Origin of the sequence: Halobacteriovorax sp. ZH5_bin.2 (assembly GCF_043196375.1) — a bacterium.
Classification (GTDB): domain Bacteria; phylum Bdellovibrionota; class Bacteriovoracia; order Bacteriovoracales; family Bacteriovoracaceae; genus Halobacteriovorax_A.
The window spans coordinates 310,313-331,226 of the sequence record NZ_JBEBMJ010000001.1; the positions used below are offsets into that span (position 1 = coordinate 310,313).

A 20,914-nucleotide genomic window follows, 5' to 3' on the forward strand; every position below is an offset into this window, starting at 1 on the left:
GACAACTTAATTGCCTTCCTTTAAAGCCTTAACTCTTTGAAGGTATGAGTTAGCAACTAGATCAGGGTTTAACTTTAAGACTTTTGCATATTGGTAGACGAATCCTCTAACGTAAACGATAGCAGGCATCTTATCGACTTCTTCATTTTCAATATATTGTAAAAATGTTTTTGAAATCTTTGTCATATCAGACATACGACTAACATCAACTTTTTTGTACTCGCGAACTTTCTTAAGGAATTCACCAGTATATTCACTACATTGCTCAATTTCTTTTTCAAACTCAGCGTTCTGTTCATACTCTAGGCCGTAGCGTTTCTTGGCCACAAGACGATTCATCTGGTTAGTCACTTTAATCGTATTTTCATCTTCAGGCTTTGTTGTTGTTGGAATGTAGTTTGTGTCATCTTCGATAACAATTCCACGTGCTTGATTGTACTTTTTTCTCTTCGTTGGATTGCTTAGAATATTATAAGCTTCCTCAATAAGCTCAAGTACTTTATGTGCCTCTTCTTCTGATAGGAGAGAGTAAATGGCCAGACTATCACCACTGTATGCAGTTCTTGCTGCTGTATATGCTTTTTGAATCTCATCGGCCGAAGCATTAGGTGCAACTTCTAAAACCTCATAATAGTTCTTATCTTTACTCATTTATTCCTCATTAAATTAATTAAATAATTTTCTTCGTTAGATTTAAAATACGATTGATGACGTGCTCGAAATTCTTTACAAGTGCTGAATTCGGGAACTCTAGGATTAGAGGCCTCTTTTTCTTTACACTTTGCCAAACCGTTGCATCGTATTCAAGAAATCCAACGTAATCTAAGTTGATACCAAAGTACTTCTTAGAAATGATTCTCATAGCAAAACCAATATCAATGTCGGCTTGGGTTCTTGCCTGATTGATAACTAATTTTGGAGTAATGGCCTCGATTTCTCTCTTAAGCTTTAAACCTTGCGCCTCATTGATTTGCATGGCCTTTTCTATAATCTCAGATGGAGTACGATTTTCACCTACTTTTCCATTTAGAACTTTATCAATTAGTGGCCCTAGCTCTAAGAAGTCATCAACCGATTGAAGTTTGCGGTGGTAAATTGACTTGATAAAACGATAAGTATTCTCAATTGAGGTTGGCTCTGGAAGAGTTACTAGAATACCTTGATCTGCTCCTAAGAAGAAATCTAAAGTATTATTAGTTGTTCCCGCTCCGAGGTCGAGAAGAATATAATCGGCATCTAATTCACGAAGATCATTCAAAACCTTTGATTTATGAGCGGCCTTAAGATTGGCCATCCCTAAATTATCCTGTGCTCCGCTGATTAGACTTAAATTCTTAAGTGGAGTAGGAGTAATTAGATCTGAAAGTTTTGTATTTGGTTTAGTGAAGTAGTCACTTAAAGTTTTAGATGGAACACTTACCCCAAGGCATGTGTGAAGGTTTGCACCTCCGAGGTCCATATCAATGGCAATAACCTTCATTCCCATTAGGGCAAGGCATATCGATAAGTTTGACGTAACCAGACTTTTTCCTACGCCACCTTTTCCGCCACCAATGGCCCAGATTTTCTTGCCATTATTTGATGCACCTAGATATTGGCCAGCATCTGCTAAATGTGAATTTGTACTATTATTCAAAATACGTCCTTGTATTACTTGCTTAACTTTCCATCATTATAGCCAAAATTAAAAAGCCTCGAAAAGGTCTTTATTTTATTTTTCTAAAATTATATATTGTTGTAATGGAAAGTATTTATAGATTCCCAAGTAAGTTTGAACCACACTTATTAAGAAAGTTAGTTCATATTTTTGCTGGATTGGGGATTGCCTCAATTTATCTTCTGTCTAATCTTGATTCTCATAAGTTTTCAATAATAGTTCTTGGAGCGAGTGCTTTATTTACACTGGTTGAAATTCTTCGCCTGAAATTTGATGGAATTAATCAAGTATTTATAAACTCTTGTCGTGGTGTTCTAAGGGATACTGAGATTAATAGCTTTACGGGCACACCTTTTTTTCTTCTAGGTATTGGACTTTCTTTCTTTCTCTTTGATGAACAAATTGCACTTTTAGCAACAATCATTCTTTCATTAGCAGACCCTGCATCTTCATTTATTGGCATTCGTTATGGCAAAAGAAAAGTAATGCAAGACCGAACTTTTGAGGGATCGTATGCTTGTTTTCTGACGACATTTTTAATTGTAGCAATTTATGGACTTATGTATTTTCCATTGAGCTTGAAAATTATTATCTTTGCTTTCTTTACCGCTATTGCAACGGCATTTATTGAATTATTGTCGACACGAGTTGATGATAACTTCACGCTTTCATTCTTTAGTGCTTGTGCCATGGCCTTAATAAATATTTTAGTTGCCCTTGTTTAATTGGCCTGTTTAAGCTGAAGATTTTCACTAACAAATTCTTCAAAGGCCTGTGCCACGATAGGGTCTTCATGAAAGATGTGTTCATCAGTAATTAGAGAATTTAAAATTTTAATTTTATCATTGATATTATCTTGCTCTAAGAGAAGCTGTCTTATTTGACGACTCTTGATAATAAAAGTAGCAACATAATTGATGATTTGATCTGGCTTATTTAGAGTTTCAATAAAGTAGTCACGGTCTTGATCATTTGGAATATTAATATCAAGCCAATTATAGAGAATACTTTCAAGGCGATAGAATTCATCAATATTACTCATGACACATTCATCATCTTTTAAAATCGTTACGTTGTACATCGGGTAGGGATTAGATTGGGTTGGGTAATTAACTTGGCATTTGCCTATACAGCGCACCAATACCTTTAGGGTATTACCGTCTACTCTTTCAATCATAAGAGGTTGTCCAATACCAAAGACTTCACATGGGTATGCGAAGTAGGTTTCAAAATCTTTTTCCATGGCCAGAGAAATTCCAATGGGGTTTCCTGCGCAAGTGGCCTCTTCAAATATGTCTTGAAAAATATCATCGACAACATAAAGAGGGAGAGATGTTCCCGGAAAAAAGACAATGTTGGGAAGAGTGATTACTGGAATTTCGATACGTTCTGGGAAGTTTAAAGTCATGCTTTATCATAGCTTTTATAGGCATTTGAAGCATATTAAACCTTATTAAAAATGGTAAATCTTCTTTGCTCATGCTGGAAAGTAAGATAGCATAGCACTATGATTTTAAAGCAAATTCCACATTTAGTTACCACTGTTTGGGGTGGCGAAAAGTTAAAAAAATATAAAGACCCTGAGGGTTCGTTTGATGGCCCATTAGGTGAAACATGGGAAGTTTCAACTTTAGAAAATGGCCTTTCTCTTTGTGAAAATGGCCAAAGCCTTGAAGAAGTTCTAGAAGGCAAGATCCTTACTTATCTAATTAAATTTATCGACACAAGTAAGAACTTATCGATACAGGTTCACCCAGATAATGAATACGCTCATATCCATGAAGATGCTCTCGGAAAAGATGAGTGTTGGTATATTCTAGATGCTGAAGATGATGCTGGAATTTACCTTGGCCTAAAAGAAGGGATCACTAAAGAAAGATTACAAAAGGCCATTGAAAGTGGTGAAAACGTTAATGAGCTTCTGAATTTCATTAATGTTCAAAAGGGTGACTTTTTCAATATTCCGGCCGGCTCAATTCATGCTATTGGTAAGGGAGTTACACTTGTAGAAGTTCAACAAAACTCTGGTGTTACCTATCGCGTTTGGGACTGGAATCGTATGGGCCTTGATGGAAAGCCTCGTGAGCTCCATGTAAAGAAGGCCATGGATGTAATTAACTTTAAACCAAGTGCTAATGAGTTAGAGCATTTTCAATATAAGAACCTTGATAGAAGTGGCCTGTTAACAAGTAATAACTACTTCAATACAAGAGTGAAAGTACTTGGAGCAGGAGACGAAAGTGTCCTTTCTCTAAATGGAATTAGCTCGATTGTTGTTTTAGAAGGAACTTGTGAAATTGATGATACTGAAATTAATGAGTATGAGTCGGCAGTGGTAAAGGATATTGAGTCCGCTATCTTGAAGGCAACAACGGACTCGAAGGTTTTAGTCGTTAAACAAGTTTAGATAATATTACAACTTAGTGGGTATGTTACTTCGTGCCCATTCTTAGTTCGAATAGAAATATAAGTATTCATTTCATTTGAATTCGTCACATCATCAAAGTGAATTTGATATTTTTGTCCAGCAAGTTGGTAGTGCTTTGTTACTGAGTTTCCAACTTTATGTGTGCGTCCAATTAGGGCCTGGGCCGGTGTACGACCTTCTACTTGAATCTGATTTCCTTTTAAATTGAATTCAATATTCTTACGCATTGTAGAGCATTTAAAATTAACAGAAGCCTGAGCTGATAGTGTGAATGCTAGTGAAAATGCAATTAAGCTAAGTAGTTTCATATTCCCTCCAAGATTTAGACACTGTCTTAGATGCAGGAATAATGCCAAATGTTTGATCGTAATATCAATATGTTATGGTGGACTAGAAGGTAAAATGATTTTGCAATTGTCTAAGTTTTATTCAAAATCTTTTAGGTAGTACTCTGCTAGATCCTCATCTGAAACTTCTTCTTTTAAATCCTGCTTTCTGAGCTCAAGAGGAATACTACTAGAATCATCGTCATCTTTCTCATTGAATCCAAATGGGCAATGAAGGCAGCCGCTCTCACAGCAGTAACCACGACGTAAATGGAATTCTTTTGTAAAAACAGTATTACCGTCTTCGTTAATGTAGAAATCTTTTTTGGAATCGTCGTGAGAGTTAGTCATAGGCTCTAAATAAGTAAGGCCCCTAATTCAGGGGGCCTAAAGTGTGTGTGGTGTTTTGCAAAACGGTCACTCTTATATCTAATAAAATTTATTACATCAAGGAAATTTTCAAATAGATTCAGGATAATGCAACACGCATACAGATTGCGTATTGTAAGTAGCTAAAAATTAAAATACAATAAAATCTAGACTAAATTTATTAATGGTAACAAATGGAGCTGTCCTGTGACTAAACCTTGGCTTAAGCACTACCAAAATGGTGTTGCTGAAGAAATTAATCCTGAATTATATCCTTCAATTCCAGCATTATTAGATGAAAGCTTTGCAAAATTTGCAGATAAGCCATCTTTCCACTGTATGGGAAAGACTCTAACTTATAAAGAAATCGATCATTTATCTAAGAAGTTTGCTTCTTATCTTCAAAATGATCTTGGGCTTAAAAAAGGTGACCGTGTCGCTATTATGATGCCTAATATTCTTCAATACCCAGTTGCTCTTTTTGGAATCCTTCGTGCTGGTATGGTTTGTGTAAACGTAAACCCACTTTATACAGCAAGAGAGCTTGAGCATCAATTAACTGATTCACAATCTAAAGTTATTATTATTTTTGAAAACTCTGCTTCTGTTCTTGCTGAAGTTGTAAAGAACACACCAATTGAGCATGTTCTAGTAACTCAAATTGGTGATATGCTTAAGTTTCCAAAGTCACTACTTGTAAACTTTGTTATTAAGCACGTTAAGAAGATGGTACCAAATTGGGATCTTCCTGGAGCAAAATCATTCCTTGAGGCCCTTGATAAAGGTGATGAGTCTAAATTTAAGAAACCTGAAATTAATAGTTCTGATCTAGCATTTCTTCAGTATACAGGTGGAACAACTGGTGTCTCTAAGGGCGCAGAGCTTATTCACAGAAATATTGTTGCCAACTTATTACAAGCAGGTGAATGGGTTTCTCCAGTTGTTAAAGAAGGTGAAGAGATTATTATCACTCCTCTTCCGTTGTATCATATCTTCTCGCTAACAGCGAACTGCTTTACGTTCTCTAAAATTGGAGCGCTAAATGTTCTAATTACTAACCCAAGAGATATTCCTGGATTCATTAAAGAACTTAAGAAGTGGGACTTTACAGCTCTTACAGGTGTAAACACTCTCTTTAATGGACTTTTAAATAATGAAGATTTTAAAACAGTAGACTTCTCTCATCTAAAACTAACTCTTGGTGGTGGGATGGCCGTTCAACGTGCCGTTGCTGAAAGATGGAAGGAAGTAACAAAAACACCATTAATTGAAGCCTATGGTTTAACTGAAACATCTCCTGCCGCTTGTATCAATCCACTAGATCTTAAAGACTACAACGGAATGATTGGTCTTCCAGTTTCTTCAACTGAAGTTTGTATAAAAGATGATGATGGTAATACGCTAAATGCAGGTGAAGTTGGTGAGATCTGTATTAAAGGTCCACAGGTCATGAAAGGTTACTGGGGACGCCCTGAAGAAACTGCAAAAGTTATGACTGATGACGGATTCTTCAAGTCTGGTGATATCGGTGTTATGGATGAAGATGGTTTCTTTAAGATTGTTGACCGTAAAAAGGATATGATCCTTGTTTCAGGATTCAATGTTTATCCAAATGAAATCGAAGAGATTATTGTAACTCACCCTAAAGTTTTTGAGTGTGCTGCAGTTGGTGTACCACATGAGAAGTCAGGTGAAATTGTAAAACTCTTTGTCGTTAAAAATGACCAATCATTAACTGAAGAAGAGTTGATGGCTTTCTGTAAAGAAAACCTAACTGGTTATAAGAGGCCAAAGATTATTGAATTTAGAACTGAGCTTCCTAAGTCTAATGTTGGGAAGATTCTAAGAAAAGATCTAAGAGGACAATAGTCCTAAAATAATAAAGGGAGCTAATAAGCTCCCTTTTCTATAATCGTAAACTTTTTAATTGTTTAATCGTATCTAAATTATAAAGATTAATTCTCAACGTCGAATATGCAGCATCTTTCACAACAGCATCCACGAACTCAGGCTTCGTTGCCCCTGTTAAGGCATCCGTCATTTCAGTTGGATGTTTGACCTTTTTGAAAACTTCTGGATTAAGTCCGATTAATAGGTGAAGGCGGTTGATATCATCATCAGTCATTGGCCTGTGAAACTTCTTCGTTAATCCACTCTTAGACTTTAGTTTTAGAAATTCATATTTTGTATTGTAAAAGAGTGTGAAGATCACAGGCAGGCAGGCACTATTACAACCGGTCGTCGTATTCACTTCGCGGATAAAGCCCAGCTTCTTTCCATTTTCATCATAGGCAATTTGAATGGCCGTATTAATTGGGTTGTCACTGATTGAATCAACAACCGTAACTTTCTTAAATTTTGAAGCCTTAGGAAAGACTGATTGGTAGAAATTAACTTCATTCGCAAAAGAAAAGGAGAATGATAAAAATAAAAGAAAAAATATCTTAAACATAGACATCCCCAATAAAATTCACATTACTAGCGTTAGCTTTTTAAATTCTATGACTTTTGCATAGAAAGTGCAATTGGCCATCAACAAATGAGGTCATTACATTAGACACTGTGTTCACTATTTAGACAGTATGTAAAACTGTAACTATTTGTAATTATAGTGTTTTTACTCGCTCTATTTGGCACTGATTTTGCTTTATATAGGGGTATGAAACTTAAAAAGCTAATCTCATTCATTATTATTTCTCTATGTTCATTCCAAATGGCGTTTGCTCAGACGATCGAAAATTCAAGGTCTGTGGCAAGTGTTTATGATCTTTCTGAAATCCTAATAGAACTAAAAGAAATCAAGAAGAATCTTCGTGGTAGTGTTTCAAGCGATCTGTCTGAAGAAGAAATGGCACAAATTGCACAAGGATTTCAAACTCAAAGCGCTCAAGAGTCAGTAGGTGAAGCTGAGTTTCAAACTGAATTCATTACTTTTCTTGATTCAATTAAGAAGAACTCATGTGGTGTTAAAGATTATCAAGAAGAGCAAAAGCAAGCAGAAGCAAAGAAAGTTACAAGAGGAGATAATCTATTCTCTAGTATCGCTGCAGTTATTGCTGAAGTTGAAGTTGATGAAAAACTTAATCGTACTCAAAATAGAAAAATCGATACTTATTCGGCCCAAGCTCTTAAGTACTTTTCAAGAGCAAAGTCACTAAAGACTAAGATTGAAGATATTATCAATAATACTAATGAAGCGTATGCAGATAAAGAAGAGCTTCTTCTGACTTACAATGATTCTATTATTAAGGGCCTATACGACATTAAGGTTATCCTTTCTCCATTTAGAAATATGTCTGCTGTTAATATGGATGAGATTCTTCCAAAGCTTACGACAGAATTTATTGAAGAGGATACTGAGCTTTATAATTTTCTTATTCACGGTGAAATGAAAGATAAAATCTTTTTTACTGTAAATATTGATGGAAGTGATGTTGAGTTAAAACTTAATACGTTTCTAAATTCTAAAAGAGATGTTGTTACAATTAATGAGTCACCAAGTGCAAAGAACTACCTACGTGCTCTTAGAATCCTTACAATTCAAATGATGGCAACTCAAATTAAAAATTATGACCTAATGATCGAGTCGAAAGAAGATAAAATTGTTATTCCAAAAAGTTGTCGTAGTGAAGTAAATGGTTCATGGCCACACCTTTTAGATCTTAAGGTAGATGAGTCTGTTGCAAAAACATATTTAGATAACCTTATTAAGAACTCTGGACTTTCGTATGATGAAGGTAATTTAGAGCTTATGAGTGTTAGAGAAGCACAGGAACTTAACCCTCTCGCTGAGACAATGGTTGCTTCTACTTCTGTTGAAAACTTCCTAAGAGCGGCAAAAGGTAAGGAAGGGACAAACTTTTATCAAAAATTTCTTAAGGCCGGTTTTGACGAAGTTAATGCTTATAACAAATTTGTTGATATGAAGATGGGTGAAGTTGCTCAAGCTTATAAGAAGAATATTTACTCTTATGAAAGAGGATCAAGAACAAGAAAGTCAAAAGAAGTAACGACTAAGGATATCGCTCTAATTAATGATATCATTGCTGTTGTTCCAGAATCAAAAACAATTGAAGTTGATATTTATGAAGGTGATCAGAAGTATGTTGAAAATATTTATCCATCAGCGATCAATGCCTCTCCTTACTTAGCATCTAAAATGGCCCAGGCCAGAACTGAGAATTTAGAAGATATTATTAGTGACTCAATTAAAAATGAACTTAAGAACAATAAAGTTGTTATTGAGTTTCCATCTCTATACTCTCAAGAAGCTTACCGTAACTGGGGACTTAATACTCTTTATCAAAAAGCACTAGAGCTGCAAGATGAAGAAGAGTTTAAAGTAGGTTCACGTCATAATAATATGCTATTTGGTTTTTGTTATAGAAATCCAGCTCAACTTTGTAAGGGACTATCAAGAAAATCAAATGTTCTTAACAGAGTTGTAAGTTATATCGATTCTTTAAAGATTGACGGAAAGTTTATTCCTGTTGCTCGTCTGGATCAAGCAAAGGTTAAGGAGAGTTATGTAACTCTTGCGAAGGTATTCGATTACCTTAGAACAGGACCAAAAGCTTTTCCTGAGCTTGTAACTAATGAATACGATTATTTATTAGATCAAATGCAGGCCCTTAATCCACTTGCAAAAGTAAGACTTGGGTATCTAGTAGCTCGTGAAGAGCTTCAAAATATTAGAGATGGTCGAGTTAAGACGTATAAGAAAACTGCTCGTGGAATGAGAGTTGATTATAGCTATAAGTGTTTTAATAACAATATGAATGCTTATCTTGAAAACCTTGAAGAGGCCGCTGAAATTCTTAAAGTTAACCGTAGCATCAGACCTAACTTTCTAACTAGTGAGTTAAAGAAAGATGAGTATAAGAGACTATGGAATACAATCTTTGATGAGTTTAACAAAGACACAACTCAAATTATGACAGCAGAGTTTAACTCTGGGAAGAAGGCGTTTGAGCTAATTGATTCACTTTCGAATAAGGTAACTATAGAGCGAAATCAAATTGAAGACGCTGCCAATGAAACAATTGAAGGACGTCTACTTTATCAAACAACAGAAGATATTAGCACTCGTCTACAAGAAGAAGATGTTGAAAAAATTGCTTTCTATAAGGAAATCCTAGCAGCTAAGTCACATACTGAAAGAGCAGCAATCTTTGATTCTCGACCAGAAAGTATTGATATCTTTGATGACTATGAGTTAGTACATAACTTTCTAAAACTAAATATGGATCTTAAGGCTCCTGTTTATAAAGAAATTTTAAAGAGATCTGCTCTTAAGCGCCAGCAAGATACTTATAAGAAACTAAATAAGTTTTGCCAAATCGATGAAGACGATATTGATAGTCTTAAAGAAAACTTCTATGCAACTGTTAAGATTCAAGATCAACTTAATCAGCTTCTTGGAATTCCTGCTGTTCCAAAAGAGTTAATGGATAGAATGGATGACTGGAATAGTGACGAAAAGTGGGCAATGTTTAATGGTGTCTTTGGTTTCCTACTTGGAATGGGAGCTGTTCTAGCAGCAGGATCATGTACAATCGTTACTGGTGGTCTATGTGGCCTTGCTATCGCTGGTGCTGGTGCTGTTGGATTTGGTATGCAGGCAAATGCAATTCGTTTGGAAACTAAAGTGAAATTCCGTGCTGATAGAAGTGAAGAATATGTTGGAGAAATGGCCGATCTTGGTTTCACGGATTCAAACTCTACTGAAAATGTTGCAAGAGGGTGGATGGCCGTAGCATTTGAAGTTATTGGAACAATCTCAATGATTTCAATTCTGACAAGAAGTGTTTCGGTTGGTTCAAAAATTTTTAAAGAATCGCTAAAGGCCATTGTAAAGAATCGTTCACAACTTGGAATTAAAGAAGCATTAAAGCAATCTGGAAAAGATGCTTCTGTTATCGTAAATGAATCAGAAGTTGAATTTGCAAAGCTAGTCCTTGGCCTAAAAAAATATAGTGATGTATTTAAGAAGATGCTTTCTTCTAAGTCGATGGATGATATCGCTGAGAATTTAAGAAACTTAGATTTAGATCAAGAGTTCGTCGAGAAGACTCTTAAGAAAATGGATCGTATTGAAGCTAATTATACAGCTGGGAAACTATCTCAGGCTAGTTATAATAAAGCGATTAAGAATATTGTTGCAAGTGTTGAAGAAGCAATCACACGCTCACATGGTGGAATCTATCGTTATACAAGTGATGTCGCTGTTAACTTAAATTATACTCAAGTTGACGAGGCCCTTGGGAATACTGTTTCAAAACTTTTTAACGGAAGCCCTCTTGAACTAAGACATTATATGGGAAGCTATGTGAAGAGACTTAATGCTACAAAACTAAGTAATTCTTCAAAAGCTGCACGTTCAAAATTAAGAGTGAGAAAAGCAGATCAGGGTCAATATATGACTGGAACAAATTGGATCGTTCGTGCTTGGAATGAGAATACTGCAAACTTAGCTAAGAACCGTCGTCAGTTCCTTAAAATTTATGATGAACTACAAAGACTTCCTGAAGCAGAATTAGCAGATTATATTGCTAAGAATGCAGATGTATTAACTGAGATTTTTGTGAAGATTCCTTTAAGAAAGAGAGACTTCCCTTATATGCTAATTCAAGGAGCACCTCACACTGGTGGGTTCTTTGGAAAAAGACTTCCTGTTATCTCAGCTGTTGGAGAAGGAGTATTAATGAGAAAGATCTTTACTGCACGTGCAAGACTTATCTCTGAAGTAGCTCGTCGCTCAGCTCGTGAAACTCTTGGAATGAAGAAAGTTCTTATGGCCGAGACAGTAGGTGACCTTTATCGTGGACTTGAAGTATCTGTTCTTGAGGCGCTTCCTAAGATGACGAAAAAAGAAGTTACTGAAGTTGAAACAATGATTGCGACAGTAAAAGAGAAGGCAATTTCAGGTATTATTAGAAATTTAGAAAGTGATCGCGCTACCGTTAAGTTTATGAATAAGTACGGTGTGAGTTTTGATGGCCTTACTCCGGACCAAACATTTACAGAGTTAAATAGAATTCTTTATTCTCCAAATGGGACTATTGAAAACACTCTTTCTCGCTACCTATGGGCAAGTGCTGATGTTGAGGGATTATTTAAGGCACCTGAGTTTTCTGGTTTAGCTTATAAAGTTATGAGAGACACAATTGAAAAAGAAAATATTGGAAGCTTACAACGCTACCTAAATGCTCTCAAAGTTCTACAAATTAAGGACAATGGAACACTTGGTAGCGTCGAAATTTTTTAAACTATTTAGAAAAACATTTAGTATCTGGATCTCTTAAATATTCAAGCAGGGCCAGCTTCTTTTGACGAGTTGCTGGTGTTCTTGCTTCATCGGCTTCTCTTTGAAGAACATCAAAGAAAGCATCCATCGTACCTTTTTTTGTATCTTTCATCTCATCAGATGTAGCTTTCAAAAGACGAGTTAGCTCAGTCATTTCCGCGTCACTAAATCCACTTGATAGGAATGAGTAGAACTTGTGTCCATTTGTATTGCTGAATAGATCAACCTTACCACCACTAACTGAAACATCTCTGATTGCCGCGATTAAATCTTTTTGTACAGGTGAACCGACTTTCTCCGCTGTTAAAAAGTAGAGTAGTGCTTCTTCATCCGTTGCATTAAGCATTGGTGTACGGCTTGACCATTTCTGAGACTTAACTGCTGAGTTGATCTGGCGTGATAGCTTAACAGGTGAACTATAACGAGACATTACCTTAAAGATTCTTTGTGAGTAATCATCTTTCATCTCTGATAGGACAAAGTTGAAACCAGCATCAGATAGATTCTTATTCACACACGGTGCACATGAAAGGATACCGCTCTTATTATAACCATAACGTTGTGATAGATAGACAAAGTTATTGATTGCGTTTTTAATTTCTTCAGGAGTGGCCGACTCTTTTGAAAAGACTTCTTCTACTTTCTGAAAGCGGGCCTTGTCTTGCGATCCAGAAACCATCATTTTTAGAGTATTCATACTGAAGTCTTCTTTCTTCCCTGTATGAGAAAGATCCTTCATCGCTAATTCAATATTATTGGCGACAACAGATCTTACTTCTTGATCCGCTATCCCACTTTTTACTAAAAGCTCATCCAGGCCGTGACCCGCTGACTTAAATACACTGAATACCGAACCAAATGACAGCTGACTCGTAAGCATTAGGAATACTATTTTTGATGATAATTTCATTCAAACCCTCTTCTGATAATTTCTTAAGTAAAATATCGGCTAATTTTTATCAAATATTTAGTAAGGAGCTATGTGTTATGGGTGTGAATCCTCAAAATATCAAGGAAATCAGGATGTTATAAAGATGAACAATTCTTGAATTAAGATATTCACTTGGGTACAATGACGCCTCACTTTGGGGATCATATTATGGTAAACTTATTTAAGGTATTAGTTTTATCTACTTTTCTACTGCCGAACTTGGCCTTAGCAAGTATTGATGGAGCGACAGAATCTGAGATCGAAACTTGTCGCCGTCTAAGAATTTTTCTTGCTGGAGCTGTTGGTGAAGTTGAGTGCCAAACTGAATATCAAATCTACTCTAAGTTTGTTGGTAATTACGATCGTCAGAGAGTAAAAAAAGAATCTAAGAATGTTCGTATTGGTGCCTTTAATTTATTTAAGCCAGGTGCGACTCAAACAGAATACAAAGATCATCAACTCGTTGCTGAAGTGATTAATCACTGGGATGTTGTTGCGGCCATTGAGCTTACTTCTAATAATGGGCTTAGCAAGAGACACAATGATGCAATCGTTGAGTACTACACAAATCGTCTAACTGAAATTGAAACGACTAATGGTGATGTAAACTCTTTAACAACACGAAATGAGCTAGCTCTTATTCGTGAGCAATACGACTTTCCAGGATATATTCTTCTTCTTAAAGAGCTGCAAAAGCTAGACTCTTCTTGGTCTCTTGTTCTATCAGGTAAGCAAGAGGGAAGTGAGAACGCGACCGTAAAAGAACTAACAGGTTTCTACTATAGAAGTAGTGTCGTGAGCCTAAAAAAGACTAACTACTGTCGTGATCGTTATGGAAGAAATGGTAACTTTGGCTGTCTACCAGTTTTAGATGAGAAGACTTTTGGACGTGATGTTGATGGGCTATTTTCAAGAAGGCCGTTTATTTCTACATTTGAATCAGGTGAATTTGACTTTACTTTACTTGCAACACACGTGATTCACAACACTCCTTCAGACGAAGCACTTCAGAAAAAAATTCTTAAAAATGTTTATGGTGTCGAAGACTATAAAGATATTGGGCCAGGGGTAACTCAACTTAAGTACGCTCGTTTCGCTGAAGTAAGGCTAATGGCGGAGTTTGTCGACTATCTGAGAAAGTCATACTACGAACAAGACTATATTATCTTAGGGGACTTTAATTTAGAGAGCTCTAATAATTACTGGGAAACTTTCTTTAATGACTTTAGTAACCTAGAGATCAGAATTGAAGGTGCAACTTCAATGGCCGTTGGAAAGAGTCTTTCAGATGGAACAATTACACATGGGACAAAGAGTAACTACGATCACTTTTTATTCGATCCTAGTGAAACGACTAACTGCCAAGGTGACGGTGCTGCTAAGATCTTTAACTTCATTGAAGGAGATTTTTCTCGTCTAATCAATAGAAGATACCTTGTTCGCTCAAATGCCATGTATTATTCAACGACAAGAGAGAAAGAGATGTACCGCTTAAAAGCTGGTGGCCGTGAAAAAGTAGAGTCACTTGTAAGCAATTATGTGCGCTCTATTGAAAATAAAATGACGGTAAAGAGTGGTCAGCTAGTAAAGAGATTTGATATCGAAGAAAGCAAGCAAGAGTTCTACGATCGTGTGATCGACTCTCAATTATTCGATAAAACTTATTACAGCTATCTAAAAGAGGTAATGAGTGACCACCTTCCAATCTATATGAATTGCTCAAATCAATACGACAACGACTAGTTTTATCAGTGCCTAGGCATTGATCGAATTTGGGAAACAACGAACATAGAAAAGGCCTCCGAATGGAGGCTTTTTTATTATCTAAGTACTTAATAATACGTATTTTTGGGGGCCGTATATATCTTAAACGTCCTATGAAATTTATTCACAATAGAAGATGTTTACCGACAAAAGTCTTAAAATCTAATCATTAATCAACTTAATAAAAGGTTTTAGTATGATCAGAGCAAAAGAGCTTATTTGTTTAACAGCGGTACTTATGGGGCTTACTTCTTGTCAAAATGACAATGCGATTATTTCTCAGGAAGTAGAGGCCAATAGTAATAATGCTATTACCGGAAAAGATGATCGAAGATTAACTGTCGATAGCTTAAATAAAACCTTTTATCGAAAAGTTGGTCAGCTACGCACAGAAGTGAAGTATGGAGACTCTGGAATTAATAAAATTTCAACATGTAGTGCGACACTTATAAATGAGAAGTTTGTTATTACTGCAGCTCACTGTGCATACTTGGGCGATACAAATGATTTACTTAAGAATACTTATTTTTATCCAGGCATTGATGGAGTTGATAAGTTTGATAGTGGACGCTATCCAGTTGTTCGTGTTTATCACCCTGAACTTTATGATAATGAATATTTCTCATCTTCTGAAGATATTGCAATACTTGAGCTTGGTGTTGGCAGTGATGGAAAAAACGCGGGGCAAAGAGTTGGAACTCATGGCTTCTGGGGAAAAGAATCATTCCCAAGTGGTGAAACACTAACGATCGGCTATCCAGGAGATAAGCCGAGTGCAAGACAGTTTTATGAATCAGGGTGTGATATTTCTAATAGTAAATATAATCATCTTTCTTTGAATGTAGAATGTGATGTTATTAAAGGACAAAGTGGTTCACCAATTTTTGTCTATAATTCAGAATACGATAACTTCTATATACACGGAGTTATCTCTAGTGAGAGTCGTACAATGAACTTTGGAAGTTTTCTTTCCAAAGAGAGGCAAAAAATCATTAATACAATTATAAAGGGAAGCTTTTCGACGAATAATGATTTTGAAGAAAAGTGGATCACGAAAAAGATTGTTCAGGATAATTTGGTTCGTATTCTTGTTAAAAATACATGTCGAAATGATATTGCTAGAATCGCATTAAACTTCAAAAACGTAGAAGGTGAATGGGAGAAAATAGGATTCTATTCTGTCGGTGTAGGGGAAACTAGTCAGCTAGCAGTAAGCCCTAATGGAGTATTCTACCTTCATGCTAGAAGTAGTAATTGGAAGACCATCATCAGTGGTGGAAATGTATATGAGCTACCAGGAAGTGGATCACAAAAATTCAAAAGGTATTCAACAGATAAGTATGGGGATTATGTCGTAAATGTTCCGTGTTATTAATATCATGTGATTTAAATATTAACCGAAGCTGGCCGTCGTAGGCGCAGCTTTTGGTTGTTTCAAAGCGATAACGATTAATATCAATTACCCTCAATAATAATTCTTTCCAAAAACATTTTATGTATCCTACAATAAATTAAGTTTTAATTTACTTAGGGGTTGATGTTGAGAAATTTTCTTACTTTATTCTTACTTGTCTTAACTTTATTGTCATGTGGAAAGAGCGACATTGTCGTAGGTGGAAAATTTAATCCTTTAGAGAGCCTCTCTGTTGAAGAAGCATTTTATGCTCAGGCCATAGGAAGATGTTCAAATAACACTCGCATGCATAGGGCCTTATCATTCACTGGAATTCTTTCAAGAGAAATCGCAGGCGAGCGCTATATGGCCGAAATTAAGGTCATTCTTGATCAAAATTCAAAGACGTATGATATGACCTATTCTGAGTATCCATTTCCTACCAATGTCGATCAAATGTCTTATACAACGAGCTTATCAAGTACATATGAAGTTGTGGAAAATAGCATTGTTCTAAAGAATTTTGCTAATATCAAAGCAACTATAGAGAATGATAAAATTTCACCTCTTATGGAAATCACAAATGACATTCGAAGTATTATTGATACTAGAACAATCGTAGGGCGTGCCAAATTCTATTCTGATGATGATATTGTTAATGAGTGTTTGTAGTCTGATTGATTACATTATTACTATATGAAAAAAGCCTCCGAATCGGAGGCTTTTTTATTAGATTAGTTTACTTTAGTTCTACCTTAGGGAAAAGCGCCTCCGGCGGTTGAGGCGTATAAGTCGCCTTACCAAATTCCATAAGCTCAGATCCGCTTACACTTGAACCAATATATTCAAGAGCAGTCTTTGTACACTCAGGTAGGAAAGCTTGAAGCATATAAGATGCCGCGGCCATTCCGTAGAAACAGTTGTAAGCGATTGGTGCAAATGCTTCTTCATCAGCTTTGTGCTTCCAAGGTTCTTTGTCGTTAACGTATTGGTTAAGGCTAACAATAAGATCCCAGATCGCATCAATTGCTTTATTGTGCTCACGCTTTTCCATGAACTCTTTAGCGCGCTCAAAGTGTGGAAGAGCGTCGATCTCTTGGGTCACACCTTGTGCAGTATAAACTTTATCAGGGAAGCTCTTCAGCCCTAATTTGATAACTCTCATAAGAAGGTTACCGTAGTCATTTGCAAGCTCACTATTGTGCTTATCAACTAATTCTTGCTCAGAGAATTTTCCATCACCTGAAGAAGAAATATTTTTTAGCATATAGTAACGGAAAGTATCTGTTGGATATTTTTCAAGCATTTCAAATGGGTCAACAACATTACCAAGTGACTTACTCATTTTCTTACCATCTTCAGCAAGTACCATTCCGTGAACGTAAACTTGTTTTGGAAGTGGAAGATCAGCGGCCTTTAGCATGCAAGGCCAAATTACAGAGTGAAACCAAAGAATATCTTTTCCAATTACGTGCATATCTGCTGGCCAGAACTTTTCAGCTTGTTCTTTATTAAGAGCAGAGTAGTAGTTAATTAGAGCATCAAACCATGTGTACATAACAAAGTTTTCATTACCAGGAACAGGTACACCCCAACCTTGGCTTGGACGAGAGATTGCAAGATCTCTTAGGTCGTCATTTTCAAGGCGAGATAGGATCTCTTTGTATCTTGCTTGTGGCACGATAAAGTCAGGGTTTGCTTTAAGGTGATCGATAATCCATTTTTGGTATTCGCTTAGTTTAAAGAAGAATCCTTCTTCTTCCTTAAGTTCAAGTGGCTTGTGGTGTTCTGGACAATTTCCATCTGGAGCTTGTGCTTCAGTATAGAATGACTCACAAGAAAGACAGTAATTACCAGAGTAGTGACCGTGGTAGATAAGTCCTTTTGCTTCTAGATTCTTCCACAGCTCAACACAAGTTTCAGCATGACGCTCTTCAGTTGTTCTAATGAAATCATCATATTGAATATTTGCTTTTGTACAAAGCTCTTTGAAAATTTCAACATTAGCATTAACAAATTCAAGTGTTTCAAGTCCCGCTGCTTTTGCTGATTCAATAAGTTTTTGTCCGTTCTCATCTGTTCCTGTTAGGAAGTGTACTCCTTTTCCAAGAAGTTTATTCCAGCGAACGTATGAGTCAGTTACGATCTTCTCGTAAGCGTGACCAATGTGTGGACGTCCATTAGGGTAGTCAATCGCTGTCGTGGCATAAAATGTATTCTTCATAGTTTATCCTTTAACTACAATGTTACAGATTCTTCCTGGTACATAGATCTCTTTTACAATTGTTCCTGTAAGGAATTTCGCAACCTTCTCATCAGCTTTCGCTTGAGCTAGGAAGTCTTCCTTAGAGATATCAGCAGGTACGTCAATTGTTGATCTCGTCTTTCCATTAACTTGGATGGCCATCGTGATGAGGTCATCTTTTGCAAGATCAGCATCAAACGCTGGCCAAGCTGCAAGAGAACAAGAAGTCGTTTCACCAAGGTTTGCCCACATCTCTTCAGCTGCGTGTGGAGCAAATGGAGAAAGAAGTCTTGTGAAAGCTTTTGCTGTATCTTTTGATACCTTACCAAGCTTGATAACTTCGTTATTCATTACCATCATTGCAGAGATCGCCGTGTTAAAACGAAGGTTTTCAACATCTTCAGTAACTTTCTTAATTGTCTTGTGTAGGTGCTTAAGAACGTCTTGATTTGTTTCTTCGCCTTCATAAGTATTTTCTGGATTACCGTAGAAAGAGAAAGACTTTCTTAGGAAGTTGAAAACACCTTTTACACCTTTTGTTTGCCATGGCTTAACTTTTTCAAGTGGCCCCATAAACATTTCGTAAAGTCTTAAAGCATCTGCTCCGTATTCCTTGATGATATCATCAGGGTTTACAGTATTACCTTTAGACTTACTCATCTTTTCACCGTGCTCATCTAGGATAAGACCTTGGTTGAAAAGTTTTTGGAATGGCTCCTTAGTTGAAACAAGTCCTAGGTCAAATAGAACCTTGTGCCAGAAACGAGCATAAAGTAGGTGAAGAACAGCGTGCTCAACACCACCAACGTATAGATCTACAGGCATCCAGTATTCTTCTAATTGTTTATCCCAAGCAACTTCAGAGTTCTTTGGATCGATGAAGCGTAGGTAGTACCAACAAGAACCTGCCCATTGAGGCATTGTATTTGTTTCTCTTCGAGCTTTCTTCCCAGTCTTTGGATCAGTTAGGTATAACCAGTCATCAATACGAGCTAGTGGAGATTCACCAGTTCCTGATGGCTCATATTTTTCAACTTCTGGAAGACCAACTGGAAGTTCATCCTCATCAAGGCATCTCACTGTTCCATCTTCAAATTTTAGAATTGGGAATGGTTCACCCCAGTATCTTTGACGAGAGAATAACCAGTCACGAAGCTTGTAGTTAATCTCTTTCTTTCCAATACCATTTTCTTCTAGGTGAGCGATTGCTTTTGCAATCCCATCTTCCTTATTTAGGCCATCAAGGAACCCTGAGTTAATATGTGTTCCGTCTCCAGTGAAAGCTGCTTCGTTGACGTCACCACCTTCAAGGACAGGGATAATTTCTAGATCGTACTTCTTAGCAAATTCCCAGTCTCTTTCATCGTGGGCCGGAACTGCCATAATTGCACCTGTTCCATATGAGATTAGAACATAGTCTGCAATCCAAACTGGAATCTCTTTTCCATTAAGTGGGTTGATTGCGTATGCACCAGTGAATACACCTGACTTATTCTTGTTAAGATCTGTTCGATCAAGATCAGACTTAAGAGATGCTTCTTTGATATAAGCTTCAACTTCAGCTTTCTTATCGTCTGTTGTAATTTGTGCAACAAGGTCGTGTTCAGGAGCTAGAACCATGTAAGTTGCACCAAATAGAGTGTCTGGACGAGTTGTGAAAACATCGATCTTTGAATCAACACCTTTTACTGTAAAAGAAACTTGAGCACCTTCTGAGCGTCCAATCCAATTTCTTTGAAGTTCTTTAAGAGACTCTGGCCAGTCAAGATCATCAAGATCTTCGAGTAGGCGGTCTGCATATTCAGTGATTTTTAGCATCCACTGCTTCATTGGTTTCCTAACGACTGGGTGACCACCAACTTCAGATTTTCCATCAATGACTTCTTCGTTAGCTAGAACTGTTTTAAGTTCAGGACACCAGTTAACTGAGATTTCATCTTCAAAGGCTAAACCTTTATTGTAAAGTTGAGTGAAGATCCATTGAGTCCACTTATAGTAGTCAATACTTGATGTTGCGATCTCGCGATCCCAGTCATATGAAAAACCACAAGCTTTTAGTTGTCTTGTGAAGTTACCAATATTTTCTTTTGTGATCACATTAGGGTGAGTACCTGTCTTGATGGCATAGTTTTCTGCCGGAAGACCAAATGAGTCCCAGCCCATTGGGTGAAGAACATTGTGTCCATTCATCCTCTTGAAACGAGCAAGAATATCTGTTGCTGTATAACCTTCAACGTGACCTACGTGAAGACCAGCTCCTGAAGGGTATGGGAACATGTCCAATACATAGTATTTAGGTTTCGATTTGTCTGTTGAGTCTGTTCTAAAAGTTTTGTTGTCGTCCCAAAACTTCTGCCATTTTGGTTCAATTTCACCAAAGTTGTACTGCATTAAAAGCTCCTGAATTTACTAGTAAAATATCAGGCCGAATTATAAACCCTATAATGTAGATCGTCTATTATGTGTGTCGCGTTAACTTGGAGATGTCCTGCTAA

Annotated in this window: 16 protein-coding genes; 7 read left to right on the forward strand and 9 right to left on the reverse strand. The window is 36.7% G+C overall.

Annotation, left to right across the window (positions count from 1 at the left end):
* Positions 1-6: 6 nt before the first annotated feature.
* Both ABMA76_RS01520 and ABMA76_RS01525 read right to left on the reverse strand, forming a co-directional pair.
* A complete protein-coding gene (locus ABMA76_RS01520; protein WP_392910220.1) occupies positions 7-651 on the reverse strand; it encodes a helix-turn-helix domain-containing protein in 645 nt (214 codons plus the stop codon).
* A gap of 19 nt (positions 652-670) precedes the next feature.
* Positions 671-1,636, reverse strand: a complete 966-nt coding sequence (locus ABMA76_RS01525; RefSeq protein ID WP_392910218.1) for a P-loop NTPase — start codon at positions 1,634-1,636, stop codon at positions 671-673.
* Positions 1,637-1,740: 104 nt separating this feature from the next.
* On the opposite strand from ABMA76_RS01525, the gene ABMA76_RS01530 reads away from it, so the two are divergent.
* Positions 1,741-2,382 (forward strand): diacylglycerol/polyprenol kinase family protein, encoded by a 642-nt coding sequence (locus tag ABMA76_RS01530; RefSeq protein WP_392910216.1) that lies wholly within the window; start codon positions 1,741-1,743, stop codon positions 2,380-2,382.
* Here the strand turns inward: ABMA76_RS01530 and ABMA76_RS01535 are convergent.
* Complete coding sequence (locus ABMA76_RS01535; protein WP_392910214.1) at positions 2,379-3,065, reverse strand: LON peptidase substrate-binding domain-containing protein; 687 nt, start codon at positions 3,063-3,065, stop codon at positions 2,379-2,381. The genes ABMA76_RS01530 and ABMA76_RS01535 overlap by 4 nt on opposite strands.
* A 99-nt stretch (positions 3,066-3,164) precedes the next feature.
* On the opposite strand from ABMA76_RS01535, the gene ABMA76_RS01540 reads away from it, so the two are divergent.
* A complete protein-coding gene (locus ABMA76_RS01540; RefSeq protein ID WP_392910212.1) occupies positions 3,165-4,064 on the forward strand; it encodes a class I mannose-6-phosphate isomerase in 900 nt (299 codons plus the stop codon).
* On the opposite strand, the gene ABMA76_RS01545 is transcribed toward ABMA76_RS01540, so the two are convergent.
* Together ABMA76_RS01545 and ABMA76_RS01550 are read right to left on the reverse strand one after the other, a co-directional pair.
* Positions 4,061-4,393 (reverse strand): hypothetical protein, encoded by a 333-nt coding sequence (locus tag ABMA76_RS01545; RefSeq protein ID WP_392910210.1) that lies wholly within the window; start codon positions 4,391-4,393, stop codon positions 4,061-4,063. The genes ABMA76_RS01540 and ABMA76_RS01545 overlap by 4 nt on opposite strands.
* 117 nt (positions 4,394-4,510) lie before the next feature.
* On the reverse strand, positions 4,511-4,762 hold the full coding sequence (locus ABMA76_RS01550; RefSeq protein WP_393060710.1) for a DUF5522 domain-containing protein: 252 nt from the start codon (positions 4,760-4,762) through the stop codon (positions 4,511-4,513).
* A 225-nt stretch (positions 4,763-4,987) separates the two neighbouring features.
* Here ABMA76_RS01550 and ABMA76_RS01555 point away from each other — a divergent pair, with 225 nt between their 5' ends.
* Positions 4,988-6,649, forward strand: a complete 1,662-nt coding sequence (locus ABMA76_RS01555; RefSeq protein WP_392910206.1) for a long-chain-fatty-acid--CoA ligase — start codon at positions 4,988-4,990, stop codon at positions 6,647-6,649.
* 37 nt (positions 6,650-6,686) lie between these two features.
* Here ABMA76_RS01555 and ABMA76_RS01560 read toward each other — a convergent pair whose 3' ends face one another.
* Entirely contained in the window at positions 6,687-7,232 is a 546-nt protein-coding gene (locus ABMA76_RS01560; protein WP_392910204.1) for a hypothetical protein, read from the reverse strand.
* Positions 7,233-7,439: 207 nt separating this feature from the next.
* Between ABMA76_RS01560 and ABMA76_RS01565 the strand changes: the two genes are divergently transcribed.
* Positions 7,440-12,047, forward strand: a complete 4,608-nt coding sequence (locus tag ABMA76_RS01565) for a hypothetical protein (RefSeq protein ID WP_392910203.1) — start codon at positions 7,440-7,442, stop codon at positions 12,045-12,047.
* A 1-nt stretch (position 12,048) separates the two neighbouring features.
* On the opposite strand, the gene ABMA76_RS01570 is transcribed toward ABMA76_RS01565, so the two are convergent.
* Positions 12,049-12,996: a hypothetical protein gene (locus tag ABMA76_RS01570; RefSeq protein ID WP_393060712.1), complete on the reverse strand. Its 948-nt coding sequence runs from the start codon at positions 12,994-12,996 to the stop codon at positions 12,049-12,051.
* 189 nt (positions 12,997-13,185) lie between these two features.
* Here ABMA76_RS01570 and ABMA76_RS01575 point away from each other — a divergent pair, with 189 nt between their 5' ends.
* The 3 genes from ABMA76_RS01575 to ABMA76_RS01585 all read left to right on the forward strand — a co-directional run bounded on the left by ABMA76_RS01575 (position 13,186) and on the right by ABMA76_RS01585 (position 16,846).
* Complete coding sequence (locus tag ABMA76_RS01575) at positions 13,186-14,760, forward strand: hypothetical protein (RefSeq protein ID WP_392910199.1); 1,575 nt, start codon at positions 13,186-13,188, stop codon at positions 14,758-14,760.
* Between the two features lie 217 nt (positions 14,761-14,977).
* Positions 14,978-16,156: a trypsin-like serine peptidase gene (locus ABMA76_RS01580; RefSeq protein ID WP_392910197.1), complete on the forward strand. Its 1,179-nt coding sequence runs from the start codon at positions 14,978-14,980 to the stop codon at positions 16,154-16,156.
* Positions 16,157-16,321: 165 nt separating this feature from the next.
* Positions 16,322-16,846: a hypothetical protein gene (locus ABMA76_RS01585; protein ID WP_392910195.1), complete on the forward strand. Its 525-nt coding sequence runs from the start codon at positions 16,322-16,324 to the stop codon at positions 16,844-16,846.
* Between the two features lie 67 nt (positions 16,847-16,913).
* On the opposite strand, the gene metG is transcribed toward ABMA76_RS01585, so the two are convergent.
* Both metG and leuS read right to left on the reverse strand, forming a co-directional pair.
* Entirely contained in the window at positions 16,914-18,398 is a 1,485-nt protein-coding gene (gene metG / locus ABMA76_RS01590) for a methionine--tRNA ligase (RefSeq protein WP_393060714.1), read from the reverse strand.
* Between the two features lie 3 nt (positions 18,399-18,401).
* Positions 18,402-20,810, reverse strand: a complete 2,409-nt coding sequence (gene leuS / locus ABMA76_RS01595) for a leucine--tRNA ligase (protein ID WP_392912325.1) — start codon at positions 20,808-20,810, stop codon at positions 18,402-18,404.
* Positions 20,811-20,914: the final 104 nt, after the last annotated feature.